Origin of the sequence: Sphingomonas sp. TREG-RG-20F-R18-01 (genome assembly GCF_022662475.1) — a bacterium.
In the GTDB taxonomy this organism is placed as follows: Bacteria; Pseudomonadota; Alphaproteobacteria; order Sphingomonadales; family Sphingomonadaceae; genus Sphingomonas.
The window spans coordinates 88,667-102,722 of sequence record NZ_JAKNQQ010000003.1 but is presented as its reverse complement, the minus strand read 5'-3'; the positions used below and the strand labels follow the sequence as shown (position 1 = coordinate 102,722).

12 protein-coding genes are annotated in these 14,056 nt (G+C 67.3%); 6 read left to right on the top strand and 6 right to left on the bottom strand.

All coding sequences use genetic code 11. The features are described 5' to 3' along the window. The first annotated feature begins 11 nt into the window (after nucleotides 1-11). Nucleotides 12-1,331, top strand: coding sequence for a M20/M25/M40 family metallo-hydrolase (locus tag L8K25_RS10435; protein WP_242138853.1), 1,320 nt, complete (start codon nucleotides 12-14; stop codon nucleotides 1,329-1,331). A 208-nt stretch (nucleotides 1,332-1,539) separates the two neighbouring features. Here L8K25_RS10435 and L8K25_RS10430 read toward each other — a convergent pair whose 3' ends face one another. Together L8K25_RS10430 and L8K25_RS10425 are read right to left on the bottom strand one after the other, a co-directional pair. After that, nucleotides 1,540-1,947, bottom strand: coding sequence for a hypothetical protein (locus tag L8K25_RS10430; RefSeq protein WP_242138852.1), 408 nt, complete (start codon nucleotides 1,945-1,947; stop codon nucleotides 1,540-1,542). Nucleotides 1,948-2,012: 65 nt separating this feature from the next. Continuing rightward, entirely contained in the window at nucleotides 2,013-2,498 is a 486-nt protein-coding gene (locus tag L8K25_RS10425; RefSeq protein ID WP_242138851.1) for a GAF domain-containing protein, read from the bottom strand. 239 nt (nucleotides 2,499-2,737) lie between these two features. On the opposite strand from L8K25_RS10425, the gene L8K25_RS10420 reads away from it, so the two are divergent. Both L8K25_RS10420 and L8K25_RS10415 read left to right on the top strand, forming a co-directional pair. After that, the gene (locus tag L8K25_RS10420) at nucleotides 2,738-4,435 is read left to right on the top strand and encodes a catalase (RefSeq protein ID WP_277923577.1); all 1,698 of its coding nucleotides are present in this window, start codon (nucleotides 2,738-2,740) and stop codon (nucleotides 4,433-4,435) included. Between the two features lie 70 nt (nucleotides 4,436-4,505). Beyond that, complete coding sequence (locus tag L8K25_RS10415; RefSeq protein WP_242138850.1) at nucleotides 4,506-5,078, top strand: ankyrin repeat domain-containing protein; 573 nt, start codon at nucleotides 4,506-4,508, stop codon at nucleotides 5,076-5,078. Nucleotides 5,079-5,239: 161 nt separating this feature from the next. Here the strand turns inward: L8K25_RS10415 and arfB are convergent, their stop codons facing one another. Together arfB and L8K25_RS10405 are read right to left on the bottom strand one after the other, a co-directional pair. Next, complete coding sequence (gene arfB, locus L8K25_RS10410; protein ID WP_242138849.1) at nucleotides 5,240-5,644, bottom strand: alternative ribosome rescue aminoacyl-tRNA hydrolase ArfB; 405 nt, start codon at nucleotides 5,642-5,644, stop codon at nucleotides 5,240-5,242. Beyond that, entirely contained in the window at nucleotides 5,637-6,341 is a 705-nt protein-coding gene (locus tag L8K25_RS10405; RefSeq protein ID WP_242138848.1) for an RNA pseudouridine synthase, read from the bottom strand. The genes arfB and L8K25_RS10405 overlap by 8 nt, the downstream gene beginning before the upstream one ends. A gap of 109 nt (nucleotides 6,342-6,450) precedes the next feature. Here L8K25_RS10405 and L8K25_RS10400 point away from each other — a divergent pair, with 109 nt between their 5' ends. Continuing rightward, complete coding sequence (locus L8K25_RS10400) at nucleotides 6,451-7,224, top strand: M15 family metallopeptidase (RefSeq protein WP_242138847.1); 774 nt, start codon at nucleotides 6,451-6,453, stop codon at nucleotides 7,222-7,224. A gap of 46 nt (nucleotides 7,225-7,270) precedes the next feature. On the opposite strand, the gene L8K25_RS10395 is transcribed toward L8K25_RS10400, so the two are convergent. Beyond that, nucleotides 7,271-9,613, bottom strand: a complete 2,343-nt coding sequence (locus L8K25_RS10395; protein WP_242138846.1) for a TonB-dependent receptor — start codon at nucleotides 9,611-9,613, stop codon at nucleotides 7,271-7,273. 290 nt (nucleotides 9,614-9,903) lie between these two features. Between L8K25_RS10395 and glp the strand changes: the two genes are divergently transcribed. After that, the gene (glp, locus tag L8K25_RS10390) at nucleotides 9,904-11,094 is read left to right on the top strand and encodes a gephyrin-like molybdotransferase Glp (protein WP_242138845.1); all 1,191 of its coding nucleotides are present in this window, start codon (nucleotides 9,904-9,906) and stop codon (nucleotides 11,092-11,094) included. A gap of 56 nt (nucleotides 11,095-11,150) precedes the next feature. Further along, on the top strand, nucleotides 11,151-11,825 hold the full coding sequence (lexA, locus tag L8K25_RS10385) for a transcriptional repressor LexA (protein WP_242138844.1): 675 nt from the start codon (nucleotides 11,151-11,153) through the stop codon (nucleotides 11,823-11,825). On the opposite strand, the gene L8K25_RS10380 is transcribed toward lexA, so the two are convergent. Further along, complete coding sequence (locus tag L8K25_RS10380) at nucleotides 11,822-14,020, bottom strand: ComEC/Rec2 family competence protein (protein ID WP_242138843.1); 2,199 nt, start codon at nucleotides 14,018-14,020, stop codon at nucleotides 11,822-11,824. The genes lexA and L8K25_RS10380 overlap by 4 nt on opposite strands. Between the last annotated feature and the right edge of the window lie 36 nt (nucleotides 14,021-14,056).

The window sequence follows — 14,056 nt, the reverse complement described above, 5'->3', positions numbered from 1 at the left end:
ACCATGCAGCGATGCGCTCGCTCCTCCCCCCCCTCGCCGCTCTCGCGATCCTTGCCACCCCCGCGTTCGCCAAGGACGCGGCCCAGCCCGTCCCGGACCCCGCCCGCCTGAAAGCCACCGTCGAAAAGCTCGTGAGCTTCGGCACGCGGCACACGCTCTCCTCGCCCGACGACCCCGTCCGCGGGATCGGTGCGGCGCGCAAATGGGCGGGGGGCGAGCTCACCCGCATTGCGGACGCGTGCCACGGCTGCATCACCGTCGCCAATATCGCGCAGACGATGACCAATGCGCGCGCGCCCAACGGCGTCAACATCGTCGACGTGCTCGGCTTCCAGCAGGGGCTCGACCCCAAGCGCGTGATCATCGTCGGCGGACACATCGACAGCCGCGTCACCGATGTGATGGACATTACCAAGGATGCGCCCGGCGCGAACGACGATGCCTCGGGTGTCGCGCTGGTGCTTGAGGCCGCACGCCTGTTGTCGAAGGAGAAGTTCCGCGCCACGATCGTCTATGCGATCTTCTCGGGCGAGGAACAAGGGCTGATGGGCGCGTCGCTGCTCGCCGATACCGCCAAGCAGCGCGGCTGGACCGTCTCGGCAATGCTCAACAACGATATCGTCGGTAATACGGTGGGGCAGAACGGCGTCCGCGTCGCCGATCGGGTCCGCGTCTTTTCCGAAGGGATTCGGGCATCGGAGGACTTGCCCGCGCAGATCGCCCGCCGCGGCAATGGTGGCGAGGACGACGGCCCGTCGCGCAGCCTCGCCAAGGCGATCGACGGAGTCGCGCAGGGGATCCCCGGCGGGCTCGACGTGATGCTCGATCGCCGCCCGGATCGCTTCGGGCGCGGCGGGGACCATGAGCCGTTCCTCAAGCTCGGTTACCCGGCGGTGCGCTTCTCGGTCGGTGCCGAAAATTATACGCAGCAACATCAGGACCTGCGCACCGAGAACGGCATCCCGTACGGCGACACGGTCGACAAGATGGACTTCCCGTATCTGGCGAAGGTCACCGCGATCAACGTCGCGACGATCCGCCGCCTCGCGGCCGCCCCCGCCGCGCCCGACGGCGTGACGATCGCGGGTGCGGTGGCGACGGATACGACCGTGACCTGGCAGCCGGTCGTCGGCGCGGTCCGCTACCGCGTGCATCTGCGCCGCAACGACGCGCAGGACTGGCAGAAAGTGGTCGAGGTGCCTGCCCCGGCGGTCACGACGGTGCTGAAGGACGTGATCGTCGACGACACGTTCGTCGGGGTCGGCGCAGTCGGCGCGGATGGGGCGGAGAGCCTGGTGACGTTCGCCGGTCCCGAGCCGCGCAAGCGCTGAGCTTGGGGGGGTGCCGGGTGAAACTGTGTTCGCGATCGATCTCAATACACCCCTGACCGCTTCCCCGGCGAAGGCCGGGGCCCAGGAGCGAGGACAGTGGTAACGACGCGCAACCGCTGCCATGCTCCGGTCGCTACTGGGCCCCGGCCTTCGCCGGGGAAGCGGAGATGCCAGGTCGGGCTGTCAATCTTGGGTAGGAGTGCGATCGCTATCGCCGCGAACGGCTGCGATGACGGCTGCGGCGCTGCACACGCGAAGCGACGGCTCTGTCCGGATAGCCATAGGATGCGCCGCTCTGCACCGTCACGACGCTGCTGCCCCCGGCCTCATACCGTCGCGCGGCACTGCCGGAATACGCCGCGTTCGTCGCGTACGTGGTAACCCCGCCACGCGACACGACCGGCGGCAGGACCACCACGGGCGGCTCGTCGACCGAGCCGTACCCGCCATTTCGTTCGGCCCGATCGGCCGCCTCTCGCACGATCTCGCCTGCGTCGACGTAGACCGCCGGCCCCGTATCCTGTTGCGATGGCGGTGCGGGCGACCGCTGCGCCGCGGCGGCGGTCGCTCCCGACACCATAGCAAGCGCCATCGTCAAAACACCCAGACGTCGCATCAGACCCCTCCCAGCAAATTCTTGCCTGCCGGATCGGGATGAAGGTTCGGTAAACCCCGCCCCGTTCAGCCAGCGATGCGCGGGGCAAGCAACGTCATCAGCGCCTCGCACCCCTTGGCATCCTGTGCATCGAACCGGGCCGCGCTCGGGCTGTCGAGGTCGAGCACACCGATCAGGCGGTCGTCGTGGACGATCGGCACGACCAGTTCGGAGCGGCTCGCCGCATCGCACGCGATATGGCCGGGGAAGGCATGGACGTCCTCGACCACCTGCGTCTCCCGAGTCTTCGCCGCAGCACCGCAAACCCCGTCGCCGAGCGCGATGCGGATGCACGCGGGCTTGCCGAGGAACGGCCCGACGACGAGTTCACCACCGACCATCCGATAGAACCCCGCCCAGTTGAGATCGGGCAGATATTGCGAGATCAGCGCCGCCGCATTCGCCATGTTGGCGATCGCATCCGGCTCGCCATTGGTCAGCGCGTCGAGCGCCGCATGGAGATCGCGGTAGAGGTCGGCCTTGGAACTCTCGTCGATCGTGAAGGCGTACATGGCAGGAAACTCCGGAATCGTCGCGGGGGGTGTGGCGGTGGCTGTAGAACGCTCCACCCCCAATTGGTATCGCTCACGCTGCCGCGCCACCCCGATGCGCGTGATCGCCTCGGGCACTTGCTGTGATCGGAAAGTTCCGTTTCGGTTTCATCTCCCCGTCCCGCAGGGGGCTGCGCTGCACGGTTCGTCGCCTGCCCCGGTGCGACGAGCCGATGCTGCCAACAAGGGATCAGATTTTGATGAACGCTACCCCACGCCATCGTTTTGGCGCGCTCCTCGTCGCCGCCGCCTCGACCAGTGCGATCGCCGCACCGCTCGCGGCACAGACGCTGTCGCCCGCCGACACGCAGGTCGAGACCCGCATGACCACCGCCGCCGCCCCGACCGGCGCGGACAAGCCCGCCGCCGCACAGGCCGGCGTCAATGGTACGGTCGATGCGAAGGGCGGCGCGCGCACCACCGCGCCCGTCCAGATGACGCGCGACAATGGCGCGCCGATCGGCGAGAACCGCCACAGCAAGGCAGCAGGCGACCTCGGCCCGGTGCTGATCGAGGACACCACGCTGATCGAGAAGCTCGCGCGGTTCGACCGCGAGCGGATCCCCGAGCGTGTCGTCCACGCGCGCGGCACCGGCGCGCAGGGCGTCTTCACCGCAACCGCGGACATGGCCGGCCTCACCAGCGCCTCGCTGTTCACCGCGGGCAAGCAGACCCCGGTGTTCGTCCGCTTCTCGACCGTGATCCATCCCTCGGGCAGCCCCGAAGGCCTGCGCGACCCGCGTGGCTTCGCGACCAAGTTCTACACCGACCAGGGCAATTGGGATCTGGTCGGCAACAACCTGCCGATCTTCTTCATCCGCGACGCGATCCAGTTCCCGGACATGATTCACTCGCTCAAGCCCTCGCCGGTCACCAACAAGCAGGATCCCAACCGCCTGTTCGACTTCTTCTCGGCGACGCCCGAGGCAACCAACATGCTCGCGCACGTCTATTCCAACCTCGGCACGCCCGCATCGTATCGCACGATGGACGGCAATGGCGTCCACGCCTTCAAGCTGGTCAACGCCAGGGGCGAGGTGGTCTTTGCCAAGTTCCGCTGGATCAGCCGTCAGGGCGTCCGCAACCTTAACGGCGCGCAGGCCGCCGCCGCCGGGTACAACTATTTGACCGACGACCTGTACGGCGAGATCGCCAAGGGCAATTTCCCCGTCTGGGACCTGATGGTCCAGACGATGAAGCCCGCGGACTTCGCCAAGCTCGACTATAATCCGTTCGATGACACCAAGGAGTGGCTTGGCGTGCCGTTCCGCAAGATCGGCGAGATGACGCTCAACAAGGTGCCCGACAATTTCTTCGAGTACACCGAACAGTCGGCGTTCGCTCCGTCGAACATGGTGCCCGGGATCGAGGCGTCGCCGGACCGGATGCTTCAGGGCCGCCTGTTCTCCTATGCCGACACGCAGCGGTATCGCCTTGGCGCCAACGCGCTCCAATTGCCGGTCAACCGTCCGCTCGCGCCGGTCGCGAACAACAATCAGGACGGATCGCTGAATGCATCGCAGCGGACCTCGGACGTCAATTACTATCCGTCGACGACCGAGCCCAAGACGACCGACGCACGCTTCCGTGCAGCGCCGTATCAGGTCAATGCGATGGTCGATGCCAAGGCTATCTCGAAGACCAGCAACTTCGCGCAAACCGGCGATTTCTACCGCGCGCTCAAGCCGCAGGACAAGGCGGACCTGATCGCCAACCTCGCGGGTGACCTCAACGTCGTCACCTCGGCGCGGACCAAGACGGTGATGGTCAGCTACTTCTACCAGGCGGACAAGGACTTCGGCACGCAGCTCGCGACCGCGGTCCATGTCCCGATGGCGGACGTCAGCCGTGCGGTCAGCGACTATCGCGCTGCCAATCCCGCAAAGCCCGCGCGCTGAGTGATCGACCAGCGGCAGCCCCTGATCGGGCGGTCGCCGGTACGCCTCCGCCTCAATCGAAAAGGCTGACATGACCCTGTTTGCGATCCTTCTTGCCGCTGCAACCCCTCAGTCTGCTGCCCCCGCCCCCGCCCCCGCCCCTGCCCCTGCAGCATCCCTCCCTTCACCCGAGCGTCGGCAGCAGTTGCTGTTCGAGGCGGCGCGGCTTGGCCGGACCGACCTGATCGCGCCGCTGATCAAAGCGGGCGCGAACGCCAATGCCTATGACGACCGCGGCTTCACCCCGCTGATCCTCGCGGCGTACAATGGCCAGCTCGCGACGGTCGAAACACTTATCGCGCAGGGCGCGGACCCGTGCCGCGCCGATCGCGACCAGGGCAACACCGCGCAGATGGGCGTCGCGTTCAAGGGGGACGACGCGGTCGCGGCGCGGTTGCTCAAGGCGGGGTGCAACGTCAACGCGCGCAACGGCGCGGGGCAGACCGCGTTGATGATGGCGTCGCTGTTCAACCGCACCAAGCAGGTCGAGATGCTGATCGCGGCGGGCGCGGATCGCACGATCACCGACCAGTCGGGACGGTCGGCCGCATCGGTGGCGGCAGATCAGGGCAATGCGGCGATGGCGAAGCGAGTCGCGCGGTGAGGCGTTAATGGTCCTAACCCCTACCCGTTCGCCCTGAGCGAAGTCGAAGGGCCGCTCGCATGACGGACCGAGGCCTGTGGCGAAACCGGGGCTTCGACTTCGCTCAGCCCGAACGGGGTAAGGCACTACACCAGAACCAAATTGACCGCAGACGGCGTTCGTCAGTCCACGCTCACTCGCCCCCGCCCCGCCTTCACCATCGCGCGGCCCTTCTTCGAATCGACCCGGCGTGCCTTCGCCGCCCTGCTCGGCTTGGTCTTCACCCGGCGCGCCTGCCGTTCGTGCGCCCGTTCGAGCAGCTCGACGATCCGCTCGCGCGCATCGGCCCGGTTGGCCTCCTGCGTGCGAAACCGCCGCGCGGTGACGACCAGCGTCCCCCCCGCGGTCATCCGGCTCCCCGCGACGGTCTTGAGCTGCTGATACGCCCACGGCTCGAGCCCGAGCTTGAACACGTCGACCCGCAGCTGGACCGCGGTTGCGACCTTGTTGACGTTCTGCCCGCCCGGCCCCGAGGCGGCGAGAAACCGCTCCTCGATCGCATCCTCGGGCAGCTCGATCCTAGCCATCGGACGGCGTTTCGGGCGCGGAGTCGGGAGCCGCTGCCGCCACCGCATCGGCCTCGCTGAACCCCGCCGAAATGAACCGCGCAGGCAGCGGTGCCTTCGCCACGATCGGCTCCTTACCCGCGCGCGGGATCGTCAGTTCGGCGGCGTGCAGCAGCGTCTCGCCCCCGCCCGCGCCATAGACCGGATCGCCAACGACCGCCGCGCCGAGTCCCTCGAGCGCATGGACGCGGATCTGGTGGGTCCGCCCGGTTTCGGGAATGAACTCGACGAAACTGCGCCCGTCCTTGACCGCCAGCAGCCGCCAGTGCGTCCGCGACGCCTTGCCCTCGGGGCTGCCGACCATCCGCCAGCCGTCCTCGACCGTGCTCACCTTGGCGAGGGCGAGATCGATCAGGCCGCCCTCCCCCTCGACCACGCCCTCGAGCACCGCGAGATAGCGCTTGCGCACCAGCCCTTGCTCGAACGCCTGCTGCAACCGCGCGTGCGCCTTGGGGTTGCGCGATAGCAACAGGCACCCCGACGTATCGCGGTCGAGCCGATGGACCGGGACCGGCCAGCGCTTGAACCCGAAGGTCAGCCCGTCGAGGTGGTTTTCAAGGCTCAGCGAACCGTCGCGCGGACGGTCGACCGGGAGCCCGGCGGGCTTGTCGATGACGAGCGCCTCGCCATCGAGGAAGAGAACATGGTTTGCCAGCATGGGCGCCTCTTGCCACCGCAAGCCCGCGCATGCCAGAGGCGCCGCGTCGACAGTGGTGAGAAGACGTATTTTGCGGGGTGTACAGTCGACGTTTCGAACGGCCACGGCGGTGTCGATCGCACTTCTGGCGGGATCGGCCGCCTTGGCCCAGCCCGCGCGACCCGGGGCGCCGACCAGTCTGGTAGCGTCCGACGACGGCCGCATGCTCGGACACCTGCCGTACGGCGATGCGCGCGCGCAGGATCTCGTGATCGCGCCCTCCGGCTTCTCGGTTGGGGCGACTTGTCGCGTCCATCGTGACATGCTTCCGGATCTCGACCAGATGCTGGCGGCCGCCGCGACCGCACCGGGGGTTGGCAACAGCCTGCGCGGCATATCGTGCCACCGTGACGTCGCGCGGCAGCATGCGGTCTTCTGCCACGAGCGGCATCGCGCAACCTGCATCGATGCGGTCGATCGCGCGCGGTCCGTCGCCCCGCCGGGATATAGCGAGCATGCCACCGGCTATGCGATCGACTTCGGCCTTCGACCATCGCGCGCATGCCCCGACGTGAGCTATTGCTTCGCCTCGACTGCGCCGGGGCAATGGCTGCTGGCACATGCTCCCGATTATGGTTTCGAACTGTCTTTCCCGGCGGCCAACCGACAGGGCGTGACATGGGAACCGTGGCATTGGCGGTGGGTCGGCACGCGGGAGACAGTTCCCGGGGCCCTCGCGGCGCGCGCGCTGTTTGCCAGAGCCCGCACGCTATATCCGGCGCTTCCGATCGCGCGTGATGTTCTGGCAGCCAATGCCGCGGCCGCACCCGTACCGGGCAACAGGATCGCCCCGACGCTGTTGCCCTTGCCCGATATCGGCGGGCTCAAAATCAGACGCCGGTAGGCGAGCCAACCACCCCCGAAGGCATGGCCGGCTCGCTCCCGTCGGATCAGAACTTGCCGCTCAGCGACACACCGATGATCCGCGGATCGTTGAAGACGGCGGCGTTGTAGTTATCGAGCACGCCCTTCAGGTTCTTCTCGTTGGTCAGGTTGCGCACGAACACCGCGATCTCATACGCGTTCGCCGGTCCGGCGTAGCCGGCTTTCAGACCCGCTTCGAACGTGCCGTCGGACGTGTATTCCACCGTCTTATAGGGCACGAAGCTGGTGTAGCCCTGTACGTTCACGTCGCCCGAAACGAACAGTTTACCGCCATTGCCGAGCGGCAGGTCATAGCGCGCATTCGCGTCGAGTTGATATTTCGGGGCGTTCGGCAGGACGTTGCCATTGATCTGGGCGAGCACGGCCGTGACCGCTCCGGCACCGTTGCGGACGTTGATCGTGGGATTGAGCACGGTGCACGTCTTCGCCCCGTTGAGGAAACAGACCGGCGCATAGACACGCGTATCGTTGACCTCGGTGTGCAGCACGCTGCCCCCCAATCCCAGCGTGAAGTCGCGCAGCGGACGCCACGTCAGTTCTGCCTCGCCGCCCCATGCCTGGGCCTGATTGGCGTTGAACAGCAAGCCGTTGTTATTGGCATCGTTGCCGTTCAACTGGATGTTGTCGACCTTGTAGTAGAAGCCGGTCGCGTTGAACCGCAGCGTGTTGTTGAGCAGGTTCGACTTGACGCCCGCCTCGTACGACATGATCGTCTCGGACGTCGCCGTGACGAAATCGCTGCCGAATACAGCGTTACGCCCCTGGATCGTAGGCCCGCGGAAGCCGCGCGCGACCCGCGCGTAGACGCTGACATCGCGATCGATCTCGTACAATGCACTCGCATCCCAGCTCGGCTGCGTATCGGACAGACGAACATAAGGCCGCACATTGTCGGTCGCGATCGGCGCCCCCGCGGCATTCAGGCGACGCTGGACGAGCCGTGTCGACTTGGTGTCGTTGGTGACGCGCACGCCGCCGGTCAGGGTCAGCTTGGGCAGGATCTCGTAGCTGATCTGGCCGAAACCGGCGTAGGATGTATTGACGTTGCGGATCACGACGAAGTTGTTGGGATTGCGCGCAGCCTGCCCCGGCAACAGGAAAAAGCCGCGCTGGTCGAACTCGGTCGTGTCGCGCGAATCGAAGTATATCCCGCCGATCTGCCACTTGAAGCGGCCCTTGCCGGCATTGGACAAGCGAACTTCCTGGCTGAGCTGATCAAGATCTCGTACGCGCCCTTGGCTCTCGGCGGTGAACAGCGCACCCGGATAGTTCGCGCCGATGCTGCCATCGGTATCGCCGCGGCTATAGCCTGCGGTCGTCTCATAGGCGCTGATCGACGTGAGCACGACGCCGCCAAAATCGTTCGTCGCGTTGAACGACCCGCCATAGGTCTTGTACGCCTGCGGATTGTTGGCGCCTTCGTCGAGGCCGACGACGCTGCGCGGCTCCGCGCTGACATCGTTCGACCCGAGCTTGATCGCACCGCGATGGAAGATCGTAGAGGAGCCCTTATAGTCGCGCGCATGGGCCGACAGCAGCCCGGTGAAACCGGTTTCCGGGGGCGTCAGCATCAATTGAATGCGAACGTCCTTCTCGTCGAATCCGCCGAGCTTGTCCTTGCCGCCCACGGTCCCGTCGTCGCTCGGGCCGGCATACCGGTTGTCGATCCAATTGTCGCGATGCTGGAACAGCCCCGACACGCGGAACGACAGGACGTCCTTCACGATCGGGCCACCGACGCCCGCGTCGATCGTCGCGGTATTGTAGCTGCCATAGGATGCCGAGGCGCGGCCCTCGAACGTGTTCGTCGGGCGATTGGTATCGAACTTGATGATGCCGGCGGTCGTGTTGCGTCCGAACAGCGTGCCCTGCGGGCCACGCAGGACTTCCACCTGGCGGACGTCGAACACCGGATTGGACTTCAGGACGACGTGCTCGAGCACGACATCGTCCTGGATGATCGACACGGGCTGCGAAGCGCCCAGATAGAAGTCGATGTTGCCCAGACCACGGATGTAGAAGCGCGGAAAGATGCGGCCCGTCGTCGTCTCGGCGTACAGGCCCGGAATACGATTGGCGAGTTCGAGAATATCGCCGCCGCCGGTCTGGAACGTCCGCAGCGCATCGCCACCGATCACGCCGACCGAAACCGGGACTTTCTGCAGGTTCTCGGTACGGCGCTCCGCGGTGACGACGATATCGCCGAGACCATCGGCCGTGGTGGGCGCGTCGCTCGTCGCGACAGCGACCGGATCGGGGGCCGTCTGCGCCTGTGCCATCGATGCGGCAAACACAGCGGAGCCCGCGGCCCCCGCCAGCAACACGGATTTTACAAAAGTCTTGTTCACGAAAAGGTCCCCTTGATCGTCCGGGGAGAACGGCTGCTCGACACGATCGAGCGCGCCCATTGGCGTCGCCCGCACGTCGGCCCATCCAAGGATCGGAAGCCATTCCCCGCGGCGGCGGCTAGAACGGGATTGTTTCGCAGTCATGACGAATCGTACACGGCGGCAGCATCGGGCGCACTTCAGTGATCAGGTGTGTCCTGGCGGCATCAATGCGCCGGTGGCGGCTCCGTTGGTCGCGGCTGACGACAGGGGTCGACGCAACCCGAGCGAAGGCGATAGGGACAGCCGCCATGACTGAACGCCCCCCCCTTCTTGCCGTCGAGGATGCGCAAGCGCGTCTTCTGACGCTGGCACCGCGCATTGCCACCGAAACGGTCCCCTTGCGCAAGGCCGCCGGCCGCTGGGCCGCATGCGCCGTTACGGCTCGCCGGACCCAGCCGGCGCGCGATCTTTCCGCCATGGACGGCTATGCGGTTCGCTACGATGATCTGGGCGGGCCGCTTCGCCTGATCGGAGAAAGCGCGGCGGGCCATCCCTTCGACGGCGCGCTGAATGCGGGCGAGACCGTCCGGATCTTTACTGGAGCCGCGCTGCCCGCCGGTGCCGACGCGGTGCTCATCCAGGAGGAGGCCGAACGCGAAGGCGATGCCGTCCGCCGATCGGGTGCCGGCCCCGCCCGTGGCGGCAACATCCGGCTGGCAGGCATCGATTTCCGTCTCGGCGACGTGCTCATCGATCGGGGCGATCGGCTGAGCCCGGCGCGGATCGCACTCGCGGCCAGCGGGGGCCATGGCGACCTGCTTGTCGCCCGCCGAATCCGGGTCGCGATCGTCGCAAGCGGTGACGAGCTCACCCTGCCGGGGTCGCCCTTGGAGGATCGTACGCTTCCGGAGTCCAACGGGGTCATGCTCGCTGCGATGCTCGCGGACCTGCCCGTCGACATTATCGACCTCGGTATCCTGCCCGACCGGCTGGAGACGATCACGGACGCCTTCGTAGGGGTAGACGCCGATATTCTGGTGACCACCGGCGGCGCATCGGTCGGGGATCACGATCTCATCCGGCCCGCCCTGGCCGCGGCCGGCGGGTCGATCGATTTCTGGCGGATCGCGCTGCGTCCCGGCAAGCCGATGCTCGCGGGCAAGATCGGGGAGATGCTGGTGCTCGGCCTGCCCGGGAACCCGGTGTCGGCGTTCGTAACGGGCGCGATCTTCCTGAAGCCGCTGATCGCCGCGATGGCCGGGGCGCGCGATCCCCGCCCGATGGCCTATCCGGGCATCCTCGGCGCGCCCCTCAAGGAAAACGACCGTCGCCAGGATTACATGCGTGCGACGACGCGTGGCGGGCGGGTCTACCCCGCCGCTCAACAGGATTCATCACTGCTGGCGACGCTGGCGGGCGCTGACTGTCTGATCATCCGCGCGCCCCATGCGCCGGCGGCCGCTGCCGGGGACGCGGTGGAAATCCTGCCGATCGCTTGACGCCCGCCTTTCTGTTCCGTATAGGTTCGCAGTCTGTTCCGACGAAAGGGCCCGGGATGCTAACGCGCAAACAGCATGAGCTGATCTGCTTCATCAACGACCGGCTGGAGGAGACAGGCGTCTCGCCCTCATTCGAGGAAATGAAGGAAGCGCTCGATCTCAAGTCGAAGTCGGGCGTGCACCGTCTGATCAGCGCGCTCGAGGAACGGGCGTTCATCCGTCGGCTGCCCAACCGCGCCCGTGCGCTCGAAGTGCTCAAGATGCCCGAGCGGGGCGCCAAGACCCCGACACGCGCAGCACCGGAAGCGCCGCCGGCGAACGTGCGGCCGCTGCCCAATCCAGCGAACGACGTGATCGAGATCCCGCTTCACGGACGGATCGCAGCCGGCGTGCCGATCGAGGCGTTCGAGGGCGCCTCCATGCTCGCCGTGCCGGCGGCATTGCTGGGCGGCGGCGAACATTATGCCTTGGAAGTCGCAGGCGATTCGATGGTCGAGGCGGGGATCCTCGACGGCGATTACGCGCTGATCAAACGCCAGGACGTCGCGCGGGATGGCGAGATCGTCGTGGCGCTGATCGACGACAGCGAGGCAACGCTCAAATTCTTCCGACGCGAGGGAGCGATGGTCCGGCTCGACCCGGCCAATCGTTCCTATGATCCGCAGCGGTATACGCCGGCCCAGGTGCGCGTGCAGGGCAAGCTGGCTGGCTTGCTGCGCCGCTACGACTAATCGCGCGCTGGATCCTGCGTTCCTGCAGGACGGTCGATGGCCCTCCGTCGACCGTGACGGATCGGCACCCGATCTGCTGGGATCGTAATCCACGGGTGCCGGTCGCCGGGCGTGCGCACGGTGCGAACCGTTGCGCTGGCCGCTGACCACGGGGCAGCGGGGTGGAAGGTAATCGCGACTCCGCCCGTCTGCGTCAGGGTGGATCGATCCAGCCGCAGCCAGCGCGGACGGCACCGTCGGGACAGCCATCGGTCGCTGATGACGATATCGGCACGTGCGCAGGCTCGGATAAAGTCGTCGATCGGGACGAGGTACGGGCTACGCGTCGCCAGAATGGTCCAGCGTCGAGCGCCGATGATGCGGGTGGCCATGCACAGGTCGCGGCTGCAACGCGCGTCGCGCTGATCGGACCATAACACCGGCAACCCCGCCGTCCCGCCGCTTTGCGCCATCATGTCGGCGGTATAGTCGCCGGTTCGATCCCGCAGCAGCGCGACGTCCCCCGCCTGGGTTCGGATCGCGACATGCCGTCCATCTCCCGTCACCAACAGGTCGGGAGCGGGCGTCAGGAACGCCCATAACGCACCGGTCAGCAGCGGAACGACGCCGAGCCGTCGCCATCGGGTCCGCCACAGGGCGATCCACAGGCCGCCCGCGACCATTGCCGCATAAGCGCCCGCCGGCATGGCCGGCAAGGGCGCGACCGAGCCGGGGATCGCCGCCGTTGTCCTTGCAATCCAGAGCAATGCGTCCAGCGCGAGCCGGGTGGCCCACCAGAACGGTTGTCCGGCACCGATCGTGTCGAGCAATAGGGCGGCGGCCTCCAGCGGCATGACGACGAACGTTGTCAGCGGAATGGCGACGATATTCGCGACCGCCCCATAGACCCCCGCCTTCTGGAAATGGAACAGCGAGATCGGCAACAACGCGGCTTCGACCACCAGCCCGGTCATCAGCAAGGATCCCGTGCTACGCAGCAGATGCTTCAGGCGCGGCTCCTCCCGGGCTGCGACCAGCGCCCGGATACCGGGATGGTCGTTCCAGGCGATGATCAACGCGACCGCTGCAAAGGACAGCTGGAAGCTCGGGCCCGACAGGGATTCGGGGTAGAGCAGCAGGACCACCACTGCGCCCGCCGCGACCAGCCGCAAGGTCAGCGCTTCGCGCCCGAGGGCGAGCGCGACCAGGACGCACAGCGACGCGACGCAGGAACGGATCGTCGGAACCTCGGCGCCTGTGAGCAAAGTATAGCCGATCGCGACCACGGCCCCCGCCGCGCCGGCCACGAACGGCAATCGCAGACGCAGAGCCAGCCACGGAGACAGCGCCAACAGGCGCGTTACGAGGATCATCGTCGCGGCAACCGCTGCGCTGATGTGGAGCCCACTGACCGACAGGAGATGGGCGAGGCCGGAGCGCCGCATCGCCTCGGTATCGTCCAGCGGAATCGATCCCTGGTCCCCGGTCGCCAAGGCGGCCGCAATGCCCCCCGCCCCGCCGCCTCCGGCCCGCTCCTGGATATGCGCGGACAACGCCTCGCGCAGCCCGGGCAAAGCGGCTGGCTGCCCGCCCGCAAGGACCGTTACCGGCGCAAAACCACGGCCCGTCGCGCCGATCCCGTCAAACCACGCGGTCCGGGCATAATCATACGCGCCTGGCACCGCCGGTTCGGGCGGGGGCATCAAGCGCGCCGCGAGGCGTATGGTCGCCCCTGCCACGAGACCAACCGGAACCTCCGCCTTTGCTAGATTGAGGCGCAACGCGGGTGGCAGTTCCGGAAGCCGCCGCGATACCGCTTCCGGGCGGGCGACGACCGAGATCGGCGCCAGCCGCAACCGCACCAGATCCCGCGCGACCAGCGGCTCGACCCGTTCCACCCGCGCCGTGAAGGTCAGAATTGCGGGGCGCGCCAGGATCGGATGCGCGATCCGCTCCGACCGCCACCACACGAGCCCCAGCCCCAGCGCGACCGCCACCGCGCCAACCGCCAGCGCGCGCGCGGCCCGCCCATGCCGTCCGCGCGCCACGGAACCCAGCGCGATCGCCACCGCCACGAGCATTGCGGCACGCCATGCGCCCGGATCGGGCAGGACAAACCACAGCGTGATGCCCAGCCCCAGCATCACCGGCAGCCATAGGGCGAGCTGGTCGCGCTCAGCCTCCAGCCAGCGTTCGACCGCGTCCGCCACCGCCATGCCGCCGGACCCGAGATGTGACGGCCATGCGCGCAC